Origin of the sequence: Actibacterium ureilyticum, assembly GCF_002285435.1 — a bacterium.
Classification (GTDB): domain Bacteria; phylum Pseudomonadota; class Alphaproteobacteria; order Rhodobacterales; family Rhodobacteraceae; genus Actibacterium_C; species Actibacterium_C ureilyticum.
Genome location: NZ_NSBT01000037.1, coordinates 688,058 through 705,453 on the forward strand (window position 1 = coordinate 688,058; position 17,396 = coordinate 705,453).

A 17,396-nucleotide genomic window follows, 5' to 3' on the forward strand; every position below is an offset into this window, starting at 1 on the left:
ATTTCTCAAATTAATCCCGATGGCGGTCGAATATTTTCCGCCCCTCTTGCGTCTTCGAAATGTGCGGCACGACAAAACACGAAACACACAAGACACCCGAACGGAGACAGAGATGAAATCCTTTCTCAAGATCGCGGCAATTTCCGCCGCCCTGGGCACCGCCGCATGCACCGCTTACGCAGATGGCCATGTGCTGCCCATCAACGCCGCCGAGACCAAGGCCGGCACCGTGCTGATCGACGCCAAGGGCATGAGCCTTTACACCTTCGACAAGGACAGCAGCGGCGCGTCGAACTGCAACGGCGGCTGCGCCAAAAGCTGGCCCCCGGTTCTGGCCAGCGACAAGGCCCATGACGAAGGCGCGTTTTCCGTAATCACCCGTGCCGATGGCAGCCGCCAGTGGGCCTTCAACGGCGCCCCGCTTTATGGCTGGCAGGGCGACCGCAAACCCGGCGACGTGACCGGCGACGGCGTCGGCGGCACCTGGCACCTGGCGCGCCCCTGATCCCGACACCCCCGGACCTGGTTTGAGTGGCAGGTCCGGCGGGTCCACCCGGCAAGGCATTTCCTTATCCCATCGCCTTTCAGCACCGCGGCCCTGACATGCCCCGCGCATGTGGAATTCTTGCCGCTGCCTTGCCGGGTGATCCCAACACCATCGGACCCCATCGTCCCTCGGGGTCCGGCGGTTTCCCCCGGCGGGGTTGTTTCACACATCCCCATTTCCCGTATCCGCGGCGCGTATCTGGTAGCCCATTTTCCTTTTCGCCGTTGCCCCGCCGGGGGTTTTGCCAACCGGACACCCCCTTTCCCTTCCCGGCCCTATTGGGTAATGCATTTGCCAAACCGGGACCGGATGCAGGGCAGAACCCCAATGACGATGGACAAGACTTTCAACGCGGCCGAGGCCGAAGCGCGGATCTATAAGGCGTGGGAGGAATCCGGCGCCTTCAAGGCGGGCGCGAATGCCAGCCGGGACGAGACCTTCTGCATCATGATCCCGCCGCCGAACGTGACCGGCAGCCTGCATATGGGCCATGCGTTCAACAACACGTTGCAGGATATCCTGATCCGCTGGCACCGGATGCGCGGTTTCGACACGCTCTGGCAGCCCGGCACCGACCACGCGGGCATCGCCACCCAGATGGTGACCGAGCGTGAGATGGCCGCGAATGGCGAACCCAGCCGCGCGGAAATGGGGCGCGAGAAATTCATCGAACGCGTCTGGCAGCAAAAGGTCAAATCGCGCGGCACCATCATCGGTCAGCTGAAACGGCTTGGCGCGTCCTGTGACTGGTCGCGCGAGGCGTTCACCATGGGCGGCGCCGATGGCGACCCCGACAAGGGCACCGGCGCACCGGATTTCCACGATGCGGTGATCAAGGTCTTTGTCGACATGTACAACAAGGGCCTGATCTATCGCGGCAAGCGGCTGGTCAACTGGGACCCGCATTTCGAGACCGCGATTTCCGACCTGGAAGTCGAGAATATCGAGGTCGCCGGTCACATGTGGCACTTCAAATACCCGCTCGCCGGGGGCGCCACATATACCTATGTCGAAAAGGACGAAGACGGAAATGTCGTGTTCGAGGAAGAGCGCGACTATATCTCCATCGCCACGACGCGGCCCGAAACCATGCTGGGCGATGGCGCGGTGGCGGTGCACCCGTCCGATGAACGTTACGCGCCCATCGTGGGTCAACTGTGCGAAATCCCGGTGGGCCCCAAGGAACACCGCCGCCTGATCCCGATCATCACCGATGACTACCCCGATCCCACCTTCGGCTCGGGCGCGGTCAAGATCACCGGCGCGCATGATTTTAACGACTATCAGGTCGCCAAGCGCGGCGGCATCCCGATGTACCGTCTGATGGACACACGTGGGAACATGCGCGACGACGGCGAAGCATATGAACAGGCCGCCACCATCGCCATGGCCGTCGCCAAGGGCGAACAGACCCTGACCGAGGCCGAGACCGACGCGATCAACCTGGTCCCCGACCACCTGCGCGGTCTGGACCGGTTCGAGGCCCGCAAGAAGGTCGTGGACGAAATCACCGCCGAAGGGCTGGCCGTCATGACCCGCGCGGACAACCCCGTGCTGGGCAAGGCCGCGCTGAAACCCGATTCCGAGGGCGCCGATGCCCCCGTCCCGCTGGTCGAAAGCAAGCCGATCATGCAGCCCTTCGGCGACCGGTCCAAGGTCGTGATCGAACCGATGCTGACAGACCAGTGGTTCGTCGATGCCGAGAAGATCGTCGGCCCCGCGCTGGATGCGGTTCGCAACGGCGAGGTGAAAATCCTGCCCGAAAGCGGCGAGAAGACCTATTACCACTGGCTCGACAATATCGAACCCTGGTGCATCTCGCGCCAGCTGTGGTGGGGGCACCAGATCCCGGTTTGGTATGGGCCTACCCTTAAAGGCGATCCTGAACTCGATGAGCGTGAACCCGTTGATCGGGACGCTCCCAAGGCTTTTTGTGGCGCCACAGAGTCTGAAGCAATCGCGGAAGCGCAAGCCTATTATGGTGAACATTTCCATATTGAGATTAGTACGACGCGCCCCAAGGGATATGCGCGATCCAATATCTCCGGATTGCCAGAGCATTGGGTAAATCTTGAACGCGACCCCGATGTCCTCGACACCTGGTTCTCCTCGGGCCTCTGGCCCATCGGCACTTTGGGCTGGCCGGATGAGACGCCCGAGCTGGAAAAATACTTCCCCACCAGCGTTCTGGTGACGGGGCAGGACATCCTGTTCTTCTGGGTCGCCCGGATGATGATGATGCAGCTGGCCGTGGTGGACGAAATCCCGTTCCACGAGGTCTACCTGCACGGCCTTGTCCGCGACGCCAAGGGCAAGAAGATGTCGAAATCCGTCGGCAATGTCGTCGACCCGCTCGAGGTGATCGACGAATTCGGCGCCGATGCGCTGCGCTTCTCCTCGGCCGCGATGGCGGCTTTGGGCGGCGTGCTGAAACTGGATATGGAGCGCATCAAGGGCTATCGCAATTTCGGCACGAAACTGTGGAACGCGGCCTCTTACGGCGCGCTCAAGGGCGTCTTCGACGTGCCCCATTCCGATGCGGTGCCCGACACCACCCTGCCCATCAACCGCTGGATCAAGGGCGAGTTGGCCAAGACCCGCGAAACGGTGGACGCCGCGCTGGCGGGATACCGGTTCAACGACGCGGCCAATGCGCTTTACGCCTTTGTCTGGAACACGTTCTGCGACTGGTATCTGGAATTCACCAAACCGGTGTTCGACGGCGACAATCAGGCGGCGATTGCCGAGACCCGCGCCACCTATGCCTGGGCACTGGATCAATGCCTGATCCTGCTGCACCCGATCATGCCCTTCATCACCGAGGAGCTCTGGGGCCAGAAGGACCGCCCCAAGATGCTGGTCCACGCCGATTGGCCGACCTATACCGCCGCCGATCTGGTGGATACCGACGCCGACCGCGATATCAACTGGACCATCGGCCTGATCGACGGCATCCGCTCGGCCCGCGCCCAGGTGCATGTGCCCGCGGGCCTGCGCCTGCCGATGGTGGTGACGGGGATCGATGCGACGGCTCAGGGGGCGTGGGACGCCAATGAAAGCCTGATCAAGCGGCTGGCACGCGTTGACAGCCTGACCAAAGTCGACGCCATGCCCAAGGGCGCCATCACCGTCGCCGCCCCCGGCGCGACCTTCGGCCTGCCGCTTGATGGTGTGATCGACGTGGCCGAGGAAAAGGCGCGGCTGGAAAAGACGCTGGGCAAGCTGGAAAAGGAAATCGGCGGGCTGAATGGCCGGTTGAAGAACCCCAAATTCGCCGAAAGCGCCCCGGAAGAGGTCGTGGCCGAAGCGCGCGAAAACCTGGCCGCGCGTCAGGGCGAGGCCGACAAGCTGCGCGAAGCGCTGGAGCGTCTGGCCGAACTGGGCTGATCATCGACGCTCTTGCCCGGCGGCACCGCCGGGCAGCGCCCGAACCGCCCCCACTGGGCGGGCGCTTCTCGCCCACCCCTCGGTTCGGGGCTGCCCTCTGCTTTTCTGTCAGAGCGCGGTAGGCCAGAAGATTTTAACGCAACTGCCCGATCCGCCGGTCATACGAGGCCCGCAAACAGGGAAGATCCCATTTGCAGGCCTCGCGGTTCTTCAACCATTGCCGCTGGTCCCACTTCACCCGCTCCCACGCGGCAGAGGACACGGCCTTCTTCTTGGCGCTGAACAGCCGTGTCATCTGAATATCCTTCGCCGCCAGATCGGGCGTCTTGCACACCGTCTTCTCCGAAGGCGTCGCCGCGGCCTTGCACCAACCGGGCAGAGCCGCCTGCTTCACGGGCGCGGGTGCGGGTGCGGGTACAGGCTCCGGCACGACGGCTTTCTCGGTCTGCTCCGGCGCCGGCTTTGGCGCCGCTGCCGCACGCAACCCCGCCGCCCGCTCCAACGCCAGCGCGGCATAGGCCGTCCCGGCATGGCGCTTGGCAAACAGCTCCAGCACCTCAATCGAATTCGAATTGCGGAAATCCTGCCACTCGGCGGCGGCATCCAACTGCTGAGGAATGCTCGGCCGTGGCTCGGGCACCGGCTGCACCACCGGCACGGCCGCCGGATCGCACGCCCCGGTCAAACAGGCCGACCCGATCACCTCGTCATAATAGGCCGGGCGCTGCGCATGCCCCACGGTACGCGCCAGTTCATTGACCGATTGCTGCGTCGCCTTGAATGCGGTCTGCAAATCCTGCGGCTTGCCCAGCTCCTGCAGGAAACTGCGGGTAAAGACCGAATAGGGCACGCTGTCGGCGTCCGACAACCGGTCAAGCGCCGTCTGCCCGGCCCCTGCGGAAAACGCGATGAACGTGCCCACCGGGGCCTGCACCGGCACCAGCCCCCGCGCCAGCCCGACAGACCGCGTGCCATCGGCAGCCTGAAAAGGATTGTCACGACAGGCATCAATGATCGCCACCGTCAGCGCCGCACCCCGCCGCGTGATCTCGTCCAAAATCCCGTTCACCCCGTTTTTCAGGACGAAGCTTTCCTTTTCGATCAGCGTCTGCGAGCCGGTGATGCGAATATCCGTGGGCAACAGGAAATTCTCGGTCCCGTTGCTCCACCCATGGCCGGAATAGGCGAACACCACCGTATCCCCGGGCCGGATCGCATCCAGAAACGCCGCCAGCGCCACCACCATGTCGCGCTGCCCCAGATCGGCATGGGCAAAGACCTCGAACCCCTTGTCAGCGAAAAACGTGGCATAGCCGTAGGCATCGGAGCGCGCCTTCAACAGCGGCGCCACGTTCTTATAGCTGTCACTGCCCAGAACAAAGGCCAGATTGCGGGCCTGCGCAGGCAGCGCCAGCATGCACAGCAGACAAAGGGATTTAAGCCAAAACACCATATCGGAAAACCTGATCTTGCAAAATATGCGCCCAGTCTAACAGATCCCGCCGGTTGCCGGTATCCGTATGATGAACGCGCCAACAGCCCCGAATATTCACCGAATCGCCGCGCCCCCTTCTTCTTGGTCCAAATATCCCGGGGTCTGGGGCAGCGCCCCAGCCGGTTCGAATTCCGCGCCGACCGTTGACTTTGGCCGCGCCACCTGCCATGTCCCGTCCCCGAAACCATACCCGCAACCGGGCGTTCCGTGGGCGCCAAACCGACGAGGAGACAAGGCCATGAGCCTCGACCAGTCCCAGATTTCCCTGACCTTTCCCGATGGCAACGCGCGCGCCTATGCTGCGGGCATCACCCCTGCCGAAGTGGCCGCCGACATCTCGAACTCGCTGGCGAAAAAGGCCATTTCGGCCACCGTCAACGGCGCCCATTGGGACCTGCAATGGCCGATCCAGACCGATGCCAGCATCGCTATCCACACGCTCAAGGACGACGCCCAGGCGCTGGAACTGATCCGGCATGACTGCGCCCATATCATGGCCCGCGCGGTGCAAGAGCTGTGGCCCGATGTGAAGGTCACCATCGGCCCGGTGATCGACAATGGCTGGTATTACGATTTCGACCGCGCCGAGCCCTTCACCCCCGAGGATCTGGGCGCCATCGAGAAAAAGATGAAGGACATCATCAACCTGCGCGACGCGGTGCGGACAGAAGTCTGGGATCGCGACGTGGCGGTGAAATATTACGAGGACCGCAACGAGCCCTATAAGGTCGAGCTGATCGAGGCCATTCCGGGCGACGAGCCGCTGCGCATGTACTGGCACGGGCATTGGCAGGATCTGTGCCGTGGCCCGCATCTGCAACATACCGGTCAGGTGCCCGCCGACGCGTTCAAGCTGATGAGCGTCGCCGGTGCCTATTGGCGGGGCGACAGCAACCGCGCGATGCTGCAGCGGATCTATGGCGTGGCCTTCAAGAACAAGGAAGACCTGCGCAAATACCTCAACATGCTGGAAGAGGCCGCCAAGCGCGACCACCGCAAACTGGGCCGCGAGATGGACCTGTTCCACATGCAGGAGGAAGCCCCCGGCCAGGTGTTCTGGCACCCCAATGGCTGGACCATCTATACCACGCTGCAGGATTACATGCGCCGCCGCCAGCGCGCCTATGGCTATGTCGAGGTCAACACCCCCCAGGTCGTCGACCGCAAGCTGTGGGAAGCCTCGGGGCACTGGGACAAGTACCAGGAAAACATGTTCATCGTCGAAGTGGACGAGGAACATGCCCGCGAAAAGGCGATCAATGCGCTGAAGCCGATGAACTGCCCCTGTCACGTGCAAGTCTATAACCAGGGTCTGAAATCCTATCGCGATCTGCCGCTGCGCATGGCCGAGTTTGGCGCGTGCAACCGCTATGAACCGTCGGGCGCGCTGCACGGGCTGATGCGGGTGCGCGGGTTTACCCAGGACGACGCGCATATCTTCTGCACCGAAGACCAGATCGAGGCCGAGACCGCGAAATTCATCGAGATGCTGTCGGGCATCTACAAGGACCTTGGCTTCGAAAGCTTCGACATCAAATTCTCGACCCGCCCCGATGTGCGCGCGGGCTCGGACGAAGTTTGGGACAAGGCCGAGGCCGCGCTGGAGGCCGCGATCCGCACCGTCACGGACGATTTCGAACTCGATCCCGGCGAAGGCGCATTTTACGGCCCCAAGCTGGACTTCAAACTGACCGACGCCATTGGCCGCGAATGGCAGCTGGGCACGTTCCAGGCCGATTTCGTGCTGCCCGAACGGCTGGATGCGACCTATATCGGCGAAGACGGCGCCAAGCACCGGCCCGTCATGCTGCACCGGGCGATCCTGGGCTCGTTCGAACGGTTCCTGGGCATCCTGATCGAGAACTTCGCCGGCAAGCTGCCGTTCTGGCTGGCGCCGCGGCAGGTGGTCGTGGCCTCGATCATCTCGGACGCGGACCCGTTCGTGCACGAGGTCGTGGCCGCCCTGCAAAAGGCGGGCATCCGGGCCGAGGCCGACACCCGCAACGAAAAGATCAACTACAAGGTCCGCGAACACTCTGTCGGAAAGGTGCCGGTGATCCTGGCCATCGGCATGAAAGAGGTCGAAGACCGCACCGTGACCGTCCGGCGGCTGGGTGAAAAGCAGACGAAAATTGTAACATTGGAAGAAATCGTCGCCCAGCTTTCGGCCGAAGGCACACCGCCCGATCTGGCCTGAAATCGCTAAAAGCCTGAAAAAGCGCCGGTTTTCCGGCGCTTTTATATATTTCAAGACACGAATTCGATTTGAAAGATTGTTTCAAACCCTCACGCACGCGTGCAACACCTTCATGTGAATAGCAGTTTACGGACTATCGGGGTTACGTCTGTGGCGTCGCAATCGCGACCCTAACGTGTCAATCGAATTCAGTGGAGAACTCCGAATGTCGAACCAAGTCAAAGCCCTCGCCGTTGCTGGTGCCGTTGCTGCCGCCCTGACCGGTATTGCGTCCGCCCCCGCCCACGCACAGGAAAAAGAGAAGTGCTATGGCGTGTCGCTGGCCGGTGCCAATGACTGCGCCGCAGGCCCCGGCACCACCTGCGCAGGCACCTCGTCCGTCGATTACCAGGGCAACGCCTGGAAATTCGTCGACGCCGGCACCTGCGCCAGCATGGAACTGCCCGACGGCCGCATGGGCTCGCTGGAGCCGCTGGAGCGTGACCTGCCCGCATAAGGCATGTCCGTCCCCGGCGGTCGTCGCCGGGGACTCCCCCCTGTCCAGATCCTGTCCGAGGCTTCGTCATGCTTGATACCCGTCCGAATTACCTGCCCAACCGCCCCGGCGTGGGCTACAAGCCACAGCACTTTTCCGACATTCTGGACCATCCCGGCACCGTCGCATGGCTGGAAATCCATGCCGAAAACTACATGGGCGCCGGTGGCCGCCCCCTGGCGCAGTTGCGCGCGCTGGCCGAACGCTTTCCGATCTCGGTTCACGGCGTGGGCCTGTCGATCGGTGGCGAAGGGTCGCTGGACGACGAGCATCTGGCGCGGCTGAAACACCTGATCGGCTGGCTGGAACCCGCCAGCTTTTCCGAACACCTGGCCTGGTCCACCCATGGTAGCCATTTCCTGAACGACCTGCTGCCCCTGCCCTATACCGAGGAAACGCTGGCCCGCATCTGCGCGCATATCGATCAGGTGCAGGAAACCGTCGGGCGGCAGATGCTGCTGGAAAACCCCTCGACCTATCTGGCCTTCGCCGAAAGCCAGATCCCCGAGGCCGAATTCCTGACCGAGATTTCGACCCGCACCGGATGCGGGCTGCTGTTTGACGTGAACAATGTCTTCATCTCGGCCACCAACCAAAAGACCGACCCCTATTCCTATATCGACGCCTTCCCGCTGGACCGGGTGCAGGAGCTGCATCTGGGCGGCCATGACGAGGATCACGACGAACACGGCGCGCCGCTGCTGATCGACAGCCATGGGCGCGAGGTCGTGGACGCGGTCTGGAAGATGTACGAATACACCATCGCCAAGGGCGGGCCGAAGCCCAGCCTGATCGAATGGGACACCGACGTGCCCGATTGGCCGGTGCTGGAGGCCGAAGCCGCCCGCGCCCAATCCATCCTGCAACAGGTGCTGGTATGAGCGTCGGCCAGACCGATTTCCGCACCGCGATCCTGGATGCACGGGTCGCGGCGCCCGCCGGGCTGGTCGACCCCGAAGGCCGCCCCGCGGGCAAGCGGTTCGATGTTTATCGCAACAATGTCGCCGTCAGCCTGACCGAGGCGCTGAAAACCGCCTTTCCCGTCATTCGCAAGCTGCTGGGCGACGAGAATTTCGCCGGGATCGCCGGGCTTTTCCTGCGCCAGCATCCGCCCACCTCGCCGCTGCTGATGTTCTATGGCGCAGAGTTTCCCGATTTCCTGGCCGGGTTCGAACCGGTGCGGCATCTGGGGTATCTGGCCGATGTCGCGCGGCTGGAACTGGCGCTGCGCCACAGCTATCACGCCGCCGATGCGACCCCCGTCGCGCCGCAGGCGTTTCAGGACATGACGCCGCAAGCGCTGATGGCCGCGCGGCTGCGACTGGCCCCGGCGGTGCAACTGCTGCGCTCCCACTGGCCGATCCATGCGATCTGGCAGTTCAACCAGCCCCAGGGCGGGCCCAAGCCCGAAATGCGGCCTGAATCGATCCTGATCACGCGGCCAGATTACGACCCGGTGCCCCATCTGCTGCCCGCTGGCGGCGGGGCGCTGGTGGCCGCCTTGGGCGACGGCCAGCCGCTGGGCAACGCCGTCGCGACCGCCACGACCAAGGCTCCCGATTTCGACCTGGCCGCGACGCTGGGTCTGTTGATCGGCGGCGGTGCCATCACCGAGATATTGCAGGAGGAAACGCCGTGAACAGTCTGATTTCCCTATACAATACCGCGTTCACACGGATCGAGCACAGCACCGATAGCTGGCTGCTGCCGACGCTGGCGCGCTTTACCTTCGCGGCGACGCTGCTGCTTTATTTCTGGAACTCGGCGATGACCAAGATTGGCGACGGCTTTGCCGGGCTGTTCCAGCCGTCGATTGGCGCCTATGCCCAGATCTATCCCAAGGCGTTCGAGGCCGCAGGCTATGACGCCAGCCAGATGAGCCTGTTTCAATGGCTGGTGGTGATGGGCGGAACCTATGCCGAATTCATCCTGCCGGCGCTGATCGTGCTGGGGCTGCTGACCCGGCTGGCGGCTTTGGGCATGATCGGTTTTGTCGTTATCCAAAGCCTGACCGATATCTATGGCCATGGCGCGACGGAATATGGCGCACTGTTCGACCGGGTGTCGAACGGCACCATTCTGGATCAGCGGCTGTTCTGGGTGACCGTGCTGCTGATTTCGGTGATCAAGGGGGCCGGTCCGCTATCGCTGGACCGGCTGCTACTGGCGCGTCCTGCGGCCATGCCTCAGGCGGTGTCGGGCTGACGCGCGGCCAGCGCCAGGATACCCCCCAGAACGCACATCGCGATGGGGAACATGGTAAAGACACCGAAGCCGAAGCCCCAATACATCCCCAGCGCCGACAGAAGCAGCAAAACGCCCGCGGCGATGTTCTGCGACCGGGCCATGGCGCCACCGGCAATGGCCAGGATCGGCGCGATCAGCGACACCGCGCGGATCAGCCCGGCATTCTCGACCTGCTCGGCCAGATCGGGGAATTCGCCGAACCGGTCGATCGCGATGATATAGGCGCTGCTGAAAAACCCGATCACCAGGCCGATGACCCCCGCAATCACACCCAAGGTCAGCGCGGCATTGCGCATGATACTCTCCTCACTCTTTCCCTGCCCTATCTGGGGACGCGCGGCCCATCAGCCAAGAAGCGCGGCCTGTGTGTCCTTGCCCCAGCCCAGATAAAGCGCCTCGCCCGCCCGGATGACGGGGCGTTTCATCAGGGTCGGATGGCTTTCCAGCAATGCCTCGGGCGCGCGCGCGCGTTCATCCGCGTCCAGCCCGCGCCAGGTGGTCGAGCGCGTGTTGATCAGCGCCGCGCCGAAGGCCGACAGGAATTCCGCCCGCTCTGCGGCGGTGATCCCATCGGCACGCACATCGACGAAGGTGGCCGGTGTGCCTGCCTGCTCCAGCGCTTTCAACGCCTTGCGACAGGTATCGCATGTTTTCAGACCATAGAGTTTCATCTGCCCTCCAATTTGATGGCAGTATACCGCCACACGCACCAGAGGCGAGACTTGGCGCTTGATTTTATTCTGATTCGCCCACCATGATTTTGGCACGTGACGACAGAATTTCTTGGACGACCGCTCCTCTGACGGGGCAGCCGGAAGACTTGGAAGAGCTGGCTGTGACTAAACCCAGGTCCCCTTTAGGGGAAGACGACAGAGGAGAAACGGCATGCCGACCGGCACCGTGAAATGGTTCAATACCACCAAAGGCTATGGCTTCATCGCACCCGATGACGGTGGAAAAGATGTTTTCGTACATATTTCCGCAGTCGAGCGGGCTGGCATGACCGGCTTGGCCGACAACATGAAAATTGCCTATGAGATGATCGAAGGCCGCGACGGCCGCCAGTCTGCGGGCGACCTCAAGGCGCTGTAATCGCGCCCGAAATCGTCTTCGGATGCGCTGCCGGTTCGGCGGCGCATTTATGCACGCGCAGAAAAAGTTACGCTGCGTCGCAGCATTTTTACTTCATGTAAACCCGTTTTCCTGTTAATTTGATTCTGCAAGACAGGATCACATGGGAGGTGCGTATCGCTGAAGCGGGCCTTCCAACTCGGCGCCACGCACGTTCCGAAAGGAAACGGAGGCCGACATGCCGAATTTCTTTTTCATTCTGGACTATTACACGGCGCGTTCGCGTGCCGCGCTCAGCGGTGCGCTGGAAGAAGAGCTGAAGAATTTCAGTGGCAGCGAACTGGGCCGTGTCGCCGCGAATTTCCTGACCGAGGAAGAGCGTACGGCCCTGCCCCGGCTGGGCTTTTTTGACAGGGCGTCGCGGCTGCGCAAGGGCGAACAGCGCTTTCACCGCTGGGAAGAGGCGAACCCCGATATCGTCGATCTGCTGGAACGCCGCGCGCGGTCGAAGCTGGCCTGATCCGGCTTACGCGGGGGGATCGCCCGGCAGGGTTTCCCACCCCTCGCCCATGGCGACGATGCAGGAATTGCCGTCGGCATAGTTCATCACCAGCGTCCAGCGCCCCGAACGGTCGGATTGCCAGACCTCCATCACGCTTTCGGGGCTGCGCACGCCCATCCCGGCCATCCGTTCACCGAACTGGTGCGACAGCTTGTGCACCATCTCGGCCCGCGGGGCGCACACGACATCGGCAATCGGTGACTGCGCCAGAAGTGCGGGCGCGGTGGCCAGGGTGATCAGCGTGGAAACGATGCAGGTTCTGAACATACCCGCATCGTAACAGATTCATGACAGCCTGTGGATAGAGCCGTTCAACAATTTCGCGTGTCCCGCGTTCAGAGCCATTCCCAGGGCCGGGTGAATTCCCCCAGCAGGTGACGCACCGCGTCCTTGTCGACATCGCCCGTGGCCTCAACCCGCGCCACCAGGCCGCGTTTCTTGTCCTCGACCACCTCGGTCACATGGGCGGCCAGACCGGCGTCCTGCAACGCCTTGTCATAGACCCGCGCGATGGCCAGCTTGCGCAGTTCGGGCTTGAACACCTTGCCCACCGCCGTTTTCGGCAGCTCGTCCAGGATCTCGACATATTTGGGATGGGCGGCGCGTTCATGGACGTGACGCTTGGCATAATCCATCAGCTCTGCCTCGGTCACGGTCGCGCCGTCGACCAGTTCGACATAGACGCATGGCAGCTCGCCCGCGAAACTGTCGGGCTGGCCGATGGCCCCGGCAAAGGCGACCTCGGCATGGCCGGCCAGTGCCTCTTCGATCTCGGCCGGGTCGATATTGTGCCCGCCACGGATGATCAGATCCTTGGCCCGCCCGGTGATATACAGGTACCCCTCGGCGTCCTTGCGGCCCAGATCGCCGGTGCGCAGGTATTTGCCTTCGGCGAAAAGACCCAGGTTCTTGGCATCCTCGGTATAGGTGGAACCTTCGAACACGCCGGGGTTCGACACACAGATTTCGCCCACCTCGTCCACGCCGCATTCCCGGTCGATATCGCCATCGGCGTTGCAATGCAGGATCCGCACATCGGTGTAGGGAAGCGGGATCCCGACAGAGCCGATCTTCTTTTCCCCGTCGATCGGGTTGCAGGACACAAGGCAGGTGCATTCGGTCAGGCCATAGCCTTCGACGATGGTGACACCGGTGGCGGCCTCGAACCGGTTGTACAGCTCGACCGGCAAGGGGGCCGAGCCGGAGAACGCGGTTTTCAGGGTCGACACATCGGCATCGACCGGGCGCTGCATCAGCGCGGCAATCGCCGTGGGCACCGTGATCACAAAGGTGATCTGCCACCGCTCGATCAGCTTCCAGAAATTGTCGAACACCCCGTCCCCGCGATAGCCCGCAGGCGTCGGAAAGACCACATGCGCGCCCGATGCGATCATCGCCATCAGGATCACGTGACAGGCAAAGACATGGAACAGCGGCAGCGGGCAGATGATGTTGTGATCGGGATCGAACAGCAGCGTATCCCCGATCCACCCGTTATAGAGCATGCCGGAAAACTTGTGCTGCGCCACCTTGGGCATGCCGGTGGTGCCCCCGGTGTGGAAATAGGCCGCAACGCGGTCCTGGCCTGTTTCCTCGAAGGTCAGCGCATCGGCCGGGTATTTCGCCAGCTCGGCGTTGAAATTCAGCACATCGGCGTGGTGCACCGTCATCCCCCGGGGCCGGACCAGCGGCACGATCCAGCTTTTGGGCGGGGTCAGATAGTGTTTCAGGTCGACCTCCAGCACCGTTGTCACATGCGGGGCATGGTTCACGGCCTCGGCCACCTTCTGGGCGACATCGGTCTTGGGAAAGGATTTCAGCGTCACGACCACCTTGGCGTTGGTCTCGCGCAGGATGGCGGCGATCTGCTCGGGTTCCAGCAGCGGGTTGATCGGGTTCACGATCCCCGCCGTCATGCCCCCCACCAGCGTCACGGCGGTTTCCAGGCAGTTGGGCAGGATATAGGCGATCACGTCGGTTTCGCCCACGCCCAGCTTGCGGAACATGTTGGCCGCCTGGGTGACCTGGCGGTGGAATTGCGACCAGTTCAGGGTTTCGGCCTTGTCATCGGGGCCCGAGGTGATCTGGAACGAAATCGCGTTTCGCCCGCCATGGGTGTCGCGGGTGCGCGTCAGCGACTGATAGATCGTCGCCGGCAGGCCACGTTCCCCCCACGGCATTTCGTTTTCGATGGAATCTCGATCCTCGACACAGGCGAATTTGCCCATGATCTCTCCTCCCCTTGCCAGTTACGGCTTTGTATTCGTTCGACAATGAAAAGAAAAACACCGCCCTGCAAGGGGCAGCCATACCCGCAAACGCAACGTAAAAACGCAACAGGGGCGCGAAATGCGCCCCTGCCCCAAGGTCATTTCCGGACCTCAATCCTGCGGAATGCGCAGCACCTGACCGGGATAGATCTTGTCGGGATCCGACAGCATCGGGCGGTTGGCCTCGAAAATCTCTTTGTAGCGCGCGCCGTTGCCCAGCGCCTTTTCCGAGATGGCCCAGAGCGTGTCGCCCTTTTCCACGGTGTGGAACACCGGGTCGCCGCCGCTCACCTCGTCCTCGACCGCGGCGACGCCTTCGACGTTGCCCACCGCCAGGATGACCTTTTCCTTCATCTCCTGGCTGACCGCGTCGCCGGTCACCTTGACCTTGTCGCCCTCGACCGAGATCTCCAGCCCCGACGCATCCAGGCCCAGATCCGCGACCTCTTTCTGCAGGGTCGCCTCGTCAGGCGCCTCGGCGGCCTCGGCCCGGCCGGTCAGTTTCTTGCCTGCGTTCTTGACGAAATTCCAAAGACCCATAGCGGCCATCCTTCTGTTGCATTCGTGGGTGCAACCTTAACGTGGCCGCGCGCAACCGCTATGGGAAATTTTTGTGACCGATCCCCGTTGGCGGTTATTCAGCAGCGATCCCGTCGGTGAATTGCAGCCGCGCCAGCCGGGCGTAAAGCCCGTCCTGCGCCACCAGATCGTCATGCGTCCCCTCGGCCACGATGCGGCCCTCGTCGAAGACCACGATCCGGTCGGCCTTTTTCACGGTGGCCAGACGGTGCGCGACGATGATGGTGGTGCGGTCGGCGGCCATGGCATCCACGGCCTGCTGCACCGCGCGTTCGCTTTCGGCGTCCAGCGCGCTTGTCGCCTCGTCCAGAAGCAGCACCGGCGCGTCCCGCAGGATGGCGCGGGCAATCGCGATGCGCTGTTTCTGACCGCCCGACAGCATCACCCCCCGTTCGCCGACATAGGAGTCATAGCCATCGGGCAGCTTCATCAGGAAATCATGCGCGGCGGCGGCGCGGGCGGCGGCCTCGACCTCGGCATCGGTGGCGTCCAGCCGGCCGAAGCGGATGTTTTCGCGCGCGGTATCGGCAAAGATCACCGGATCCTGCGGCACCAGCGACATGTATTGGCGGAAATCGCTGCGGCGCATGGCGTTCAACGGCAGACCGTCCAGCGTGACCCGCCCCTGCACGGGATCATAGAACCGCAGCAAAAGCTGGATGACGGTCGATTTGCCCGCCCCCGACGGCCCGACCAGCGCCACGGTTTCACCCGGCTGCACGGTCAGCGTCACATCGTCCAGCGCGGCCTGACCGGGGCGCGTGGGGTAGTGGAAACGCACCCCTTCGAACCGCAGAGCGCCCTGGACCGGCGACGGCACAGGCAGCGGGTCCTCGGGGTCATGCACGCTGTCCGCGGCGCCCAGCAGCTCGACCAGGCGTTCGGTGGCCCCTGCGGCACGCTGCAGTTCGCCCCAGATTTCCGACAGCGCCCCCACGGCGCCCGCAACCATCACCGAATAGATCACGAACTGCACCAGCTCGCCCACGCTCATGCCGCCTGCGCGCACGTCGCGCGCGCCCACCCACAAGATGCCGACGACGCCCGAGAACACCAGGAAGATCACGATCACCGTCATGATCGCCCGCGTGGTGATCCGCTTGCGCGCCACATCAAAGGATTTCTCGGTCACCTCGGCGAAGCTGGCAGCGCTTTGCGCCTCGTGCGTGAAGGCCTGCACGGTCTGGACCGACAACAGCGCCTCGGACGCGTTCCCGGACGACGCCGCGATCCAGTCCTGGTTCTCGCGGCTCAGACCCCGCAGACGCCGCCCCAGCACGATGATCGGGACCACCACCGCCGGCACCAGCAGCACCACCAGACCCGAAAGCTTGCCCGATGTCAGCAGCATCAGGACGAAACCGCCAAGGAAAATCAACAGGTTGCGCAGCGCAATTGAGACAGAGGATCCAATCACCGACAGGATCAGCGTGGTGTCGGTGGTGATCCGGCTCAGCACCTCGCCGGTCATGATCTTTTCGTAGAACGCGGGGCTCATCCCGATCATGCGGTCGAACACCGCCTTGCGGATGTCGGCCACCACACGCTCGCCCAATCGCGTCACCAGGTAATAGCGCAGCCCGGTGCCGATCGCCAAAAGCCCGGCAATGATCAGCGCGGCGGTGAAATAGCTGTCCAGCAGGGTCGCGGCCTCGGTCTCGAACCCGTCGACGACGCGGCGCACCGCAATCGGCAGCACCAGCGACACCGTGGCCGTTAGCACCAGCGCGGCCAGCGCCGCCAGCACCATCAGCTTATAGGGGGCCAGGAAGGGCAACAGCCCACGCAGCGCACCGATGCGCTTCGATTTCTCGCGTTCCTGATCGGGCTGTGTCTTGCCGCGCGCCATCTGGTCCCTTCCCCCGGAAATTCGCCGCGTTTTACGCCGCAGAGCGCTTGGGAACAAGTCCGCAGGGGTCGCACCCGCGTTTTCGCGGTCAAAGCTGGGAAAACAGGCGCCTTGCGCCCCCGGCCCGGCGGGAAACCGGACCCGTTCGGATCAACGCGGCAGGGGTTGGAGCGGGCGGCGGGAATCGAACCCGCTTCATCAGCTTGGAAGGCTGAGGTAATAGCCAGTATACGACGCCCGCTCAGCAGGATATGACCTATGCCATGCCGCCAGCAGCGTCAAGCGCCAAGGCCACCCGCCCCTAGTGCGAGATCATCCAGGGCCGCGCGCTGGGAAAGCTTTTCGATCCGTCGGGCCGGTGCAGGGTGCGGCTGGGTCGCTGTTTCGACCCGCCCGAACAGCACGAACAGCCCGGCCCGTGCTTGCGGGTCGATTTGGGTTCATGGCTGGCACGTTCGTTTGTGGCGAATGCGGTGCGGCGTGTGCCGTCCATATTGGCCAGCAGCGGCGCGCGAAGCAGCGCCCGTTTCGCCGGCGCCGCGCAGGTCGGACAGGCGCAGGGCTTGTCGAAATCCGCCATCGTGGCGAATTCGGTGAACGGGCCGCAATCGTCGCACAGGTAATCGTAATAGGGCATGGAACCTCCGCTAAGGGTGG

General features: G+C 63.3%; 17 protein-coding genes and 1 tRNA gene. 9 read left to right on the top strand and 9 right to left on the bottom strand.

Annotated features, from left to right (window positions below; all coding sequences use genetic code 11):
* The first annotated feature begins 112 nt into the window (after positions 1-112).
* A complete protein-coding gene (locus CLM60_RS16355; protein WP_095590172.1) occupies positions 113-505 on the top strand; it encodes a COG4315 family predicted lipoprotein in 393 nt (130 codons plus the stop codon).
* 369 nt (positions 506-874) lie between these two features.
* Positions 875-3,934 carry a valine--tRNA ligase gene (locus tag CLM60_RS16360; RefSeq protein WP_095590173.1) on the top strand — a complete coding sequence of 1,020 codons (3,060 nt, stop codon included), beginning with the start codon at positions 875-877 and terminating at the stop codon, positions 3,932-3,934.
* Positions 3,935-4,067: 133 nt separating this feature from the next.
* Here CLM60_RS16360 and CLM60_RS16365 read toward each other — a convergent pair whose 3' ends face one another.
* Complete coding sequence (locus CLM60_RS16365; protein ID WP_095590174.1) at positions 4,068-5,387, bottom strand: caspase family protein; 1,320 nt, start codon at positions 5,385-5,387, stop codon at positions 4,068-4,070.
* Between the two features lie 280 nt (positions 5,388-5,667).
* Between CLM60_RS16365 and thrS the strand changes: the two genes are divergently transcribed.
* The 5 genes from thrS to CLM60_RS16390 all read left to right on the top strand — a co-directional run bounded on the left by thrS (position 5,668) and on the right by CLM60_RS16390 (position 10,366).
* Positions 5,668-7,626 (top strand): threonine--tRNA ligase, encoded by a 1,959-nt coding sequence (gene thrS, locus CLM60_RS16370; RefSeq protein WP_095590175.1) that lies wholly within the window; start codon positions 5,668-5,670, stop codon positions 7,624-7,626.
* Between the two features lie 205 nt (positions 7,627-7,831).
* On the top strand, positions 7,832-8,122 hold the full coding sequence (locus tag CLM60_RS16375) for a BufA1 family periplasmic bufferin-type metallophore (protein ID WP_095590176.1): 291 nt from the start codon (positions 7,832-7,834) through the stop codon (positions 8,120-8,122).
* A gap of 68 nt (positions 8,123-8,190) precedes the next feature.
* Positions 8,191-9,042, top strand: coding sequence for an MNIO family bufferin maturase (gene bufB, locus CLM60_RS16380; RefSeq protein ID WP_095590177.1), 852 nt, complete (start codon positions 8,191-8,193; stop codon positions 9,040-9,042).
* Positions 9,039-9,800 carry an HvfC/BufC N-terminal domain-containing protein gene (locus tag CLM60_RS16385; RefSeq protein ID WP_095590178.1) on the top strand — a complete coding sequence of 254 codons (762 nt, stop codon included), beginning with the start codon at positions 9,039-9,041 and terminating at the stop codon, positions 9,798-9,800. The genes bufB and CLM60_RS16385 overlap by 4 nt, the downstream gene beginning before the upstream one ends.
* Positions 9,797-10,366 (top strand): DoxX family protein, encoded by a 570-nt coding sequence (locus CLM60_RS16390; protein WP_095590179.1) that lies wholly within the window; start codon positions 9,797-9,799, stop codon positions 10,364-10,366. The genes CLM60_RS16385 and CLM60_RS16390 overlap by 4 nt, the downstream gene beginning before the upstream one ends.
* On the opposite strand, the gene CLM60_RS16395 is transcribed toward CLM60_RS16390, so the two are convergent.
* Together CLM60_RS16395 and CLM60_RS16400 are read right to left on the bottom strand one after the other, a co-directional pair.
* Positions 10,348-10,704 (bottom strand): hypothetical protein, encoded by a 357-nt coding sequence (locus tag CLM60_RS16395; protein ID WP_095590180.1) that lies wholly within the window; start codon positions 10,702-10,704, stop codon positions 10,348-10,350. The genes CLM60_RS16390 and CLM60_RS16395 overlap by 19 nt on opposite strands.
* A 48-nt stretch (positions 10,705-10,752) precedes the next feature.
* Positions 10,753-11,079 carry an arsenate reductase family protein gene (locus tag CLM60_RS16400; protein WP_095590181.1) on the bottom strand — a complete coding sequence of 109 codons (327 nt, stop codon included), beginning with the start codon at positions 11,077-11,079 and terminating at the stop codon, positions 10,753-10,755.
* Positions 11,080-11,293: 214 nt separating this feature from the next.
* On the opposite strand from CLM60_RS16400, the gene CLM60_RS16405 reads away from it, so the two are divergent.
* Together CLM60_RS16405 and CLM60_RS16410 are read left to right on the top strand one after the other, a co-directional pair.
* A complete protein-coding gene (locus tag CLM60_RS16405) occupies positions 11,294-11,500 on the top strand; it encodes a cold-shock protein (protein ID WP_095590182.1) in 207 nt (68 codons plus the stop codon).
* 217 nt (positions 11,501-11,717) lie between these two features.
* Positions 11,718-11,999 carry a hypothetical protein gene (locus CLM60_RS16410; RefSeq protein ID WP_095590183.1) on the top strand — a complete coding sequence of 94 codons (282 nt, stop codon included), beginning with the start codon at positions 11,718-11,720 and terminating at the stop codon, positions 11,997-11,999.
* A gap of 6 nt (positions 12,000-12,005) precedes the next feature.
* Here CLM60_RS16410 and CLM60_RS16415 read toward each other — a convergent pair whose 3' ends face one another.
* The 6 genes from CLM60_RS16415 to CLM60_RS16440 form a co-directional block, all read right to left on the bottom strand.
* The gene (locus CLM60_RS16415) at positions 12,006-12,308 is read right to left on the bottom strand and encodes a hypothetical protein (protein WP_095590184.1); all 303 of its coding nucleotides are present in this window, start codon (positions 12,306-12,308) and stop codon (positions 12,006-12,008) included.
* Between the two features lie 68 nt (positions 12,309-12,376).
* A complete protein-coding gene (locus CLM60_RS16420) occupies positions 12,377-14,269 on the bottom strand; it encodes an acyl-CoA synthetase (protein ID WP_095590185.1) in 1,893 nt (630 codons plus the stop codon).
* Positions 14,270-14,422: 153 nt separating this feature from the next.
* A complete protein-coding gene (gene lysM / locus CLM60_RS16425; RefSeq protein ID WP_095590186.1) occupies positions 14,423-14,851 on the bottom strand; it encodes a peptidoglycan-binding protein LysM in 429 nt (142 codons plus the stop codon).
* A 94-nt stretch (positions 14,852-14,945) separates the two neighbouring features.
* Positions 14,946-16,739 carry an ABC transporter transmembrane domain-containing protein gene (locus CLM60_RS16430; protein WP_095590187.1) on the bottom strand — a complete coding sequence of 598 codons (1,794 nt, stop codon included), beginning with the start codon at positions 16,737-16,739 and terminating at the stop codon, positions 14,946-14,948.
* 166 nt (positions 16,740-16,905) lie between these two features.
* Positions 16,906-16,980, bottom strand: a tRNA-Gly gene (locus CLM60_RS16435).
* A 60-nt stretch (positions 16,981-17,040) separates the two neighbouring features.
* A complete protein-coding gene (locus CLM60_RS16440) occupies positions 17,041-17,376 on the bottom strand; it encodes an FmdB family zinc ribbon protein (protein ID WP_095590188.1) in 336 nt (111 codons plus the stop codon).
* Positions 17,377-17,396: the final 20 nt, after the last annotated feature.

Bases quoted from the DNA above. Each gene is read 5' to 3' on its own strand.
- CLM60_RS16410 (WP_095590183.1), top strand. From the start codon at position 11,718: ATGCCGAATTTCTTTTTCATTCTGGACTATTACACGGCGCGTTCGCGT.
- CLM60_RS16355 (WP_095590172.1), top strand. From the start codon at position 113: ATGAAATCCTTTCTCAAGATCGCGGCAATTTCCGCCGCCCTGGGCACC.
- CLM60_RS16415 (WP_095590184.1), bottom strand. From the start codon at position 12,308: ATGTTCAGAACCTGCATCGTTTCCACGCTGATCACCCTGGCCACCGCG.
- lysM (WP_095590186.1), bottom strand. From the start codon at position 14,851: ATGGGTCTTTGGAATTTCGTCAAGAACGCAGGCAAGAAACTGACCGGC.
- thrS (WP_095590175.1), top strand. From the start codon at position 5,668: ATGAGCCTCGACCAGTCCCAGATTTCCCTGACCTTTCCCGATGGCAAC.
- CLM60_RS16375 (WP_095590176.1), top strand. From the start codon at position 7,832: ATGTCGAACCAAGTCAAAGCCCTCGCCGTTGCTGGTGCCGTTGCTGCC.
- CLM60_RS16420 (WP_095590185.1), bottom strand. From the start codon at position 14,269: ATGGGCAAATTCGCCTGTGTCGAGGATCGAGATTCCATCGAAAACGAA.
- bufB (WP_095590177.1), top strand. From the start codon at position 8,191: ATGCTTGATACCCGTCCGAATTACCTGCCCAACCGCCCCGGCGTGGGC.
- CLM60_RS16385 (WP_095590178.1), top strand. From the start codon at position 9,039: ATGAGCGTCGGCCAGACCGATTTCCGCACCGCGATCCTGGATGCACGG.
- CLM60_RS16395 (WP_095590180.1), bottom strand. From the start codon at position 10,704: ATGCGCAATGCCGCGCTGACCTTGGGTGTGATTGCGGGGGTCATCGGC.
- CLM60_RS16430 (WP_095590187.1), bottom strand. From the start codon at position 16,739: ATGGCGCGCGGCAAGACACAGCCCGATCAGGAACGCGAGAAATCGAAG.
- CLM60_RS16440 (WP_095590188.1), bottom strand. From the start codon at position 17,376: ATGCCCTATTACGATTACCTGTGCGACGATTGCGGCCCGTTCACCGAA.
- CLM60_RS16365 (WP_095590174.1), bottom strand. From the start codon at position 5,387: ATGGTGTTTTGGCTTAAATCCCTTTGTCTGCTGTGCATGCTGGCGCTG.
- CLM60_RS16400 (WP_095590181.1), bottom strand. From the start codon at position 11,079: ATGAAACTCTATGGTCTGAAAACATGCGATACCTGTCGCAAGGCGTTG.
- CLM60_RS16405 (WP_095590182.1), top strand. From the start codon at position 11,294: ATGCCGACCGGCACCGTGAAATGGTTCAATACCACCAAAGGCTATGGC.
- CLM60_RS16360 (WP_095590173.1), top strand. From the start codon at position 875: ATGACGATGGACAAGACTTTCAACGCGGCCGAGGCCGAAGCGCGGATC.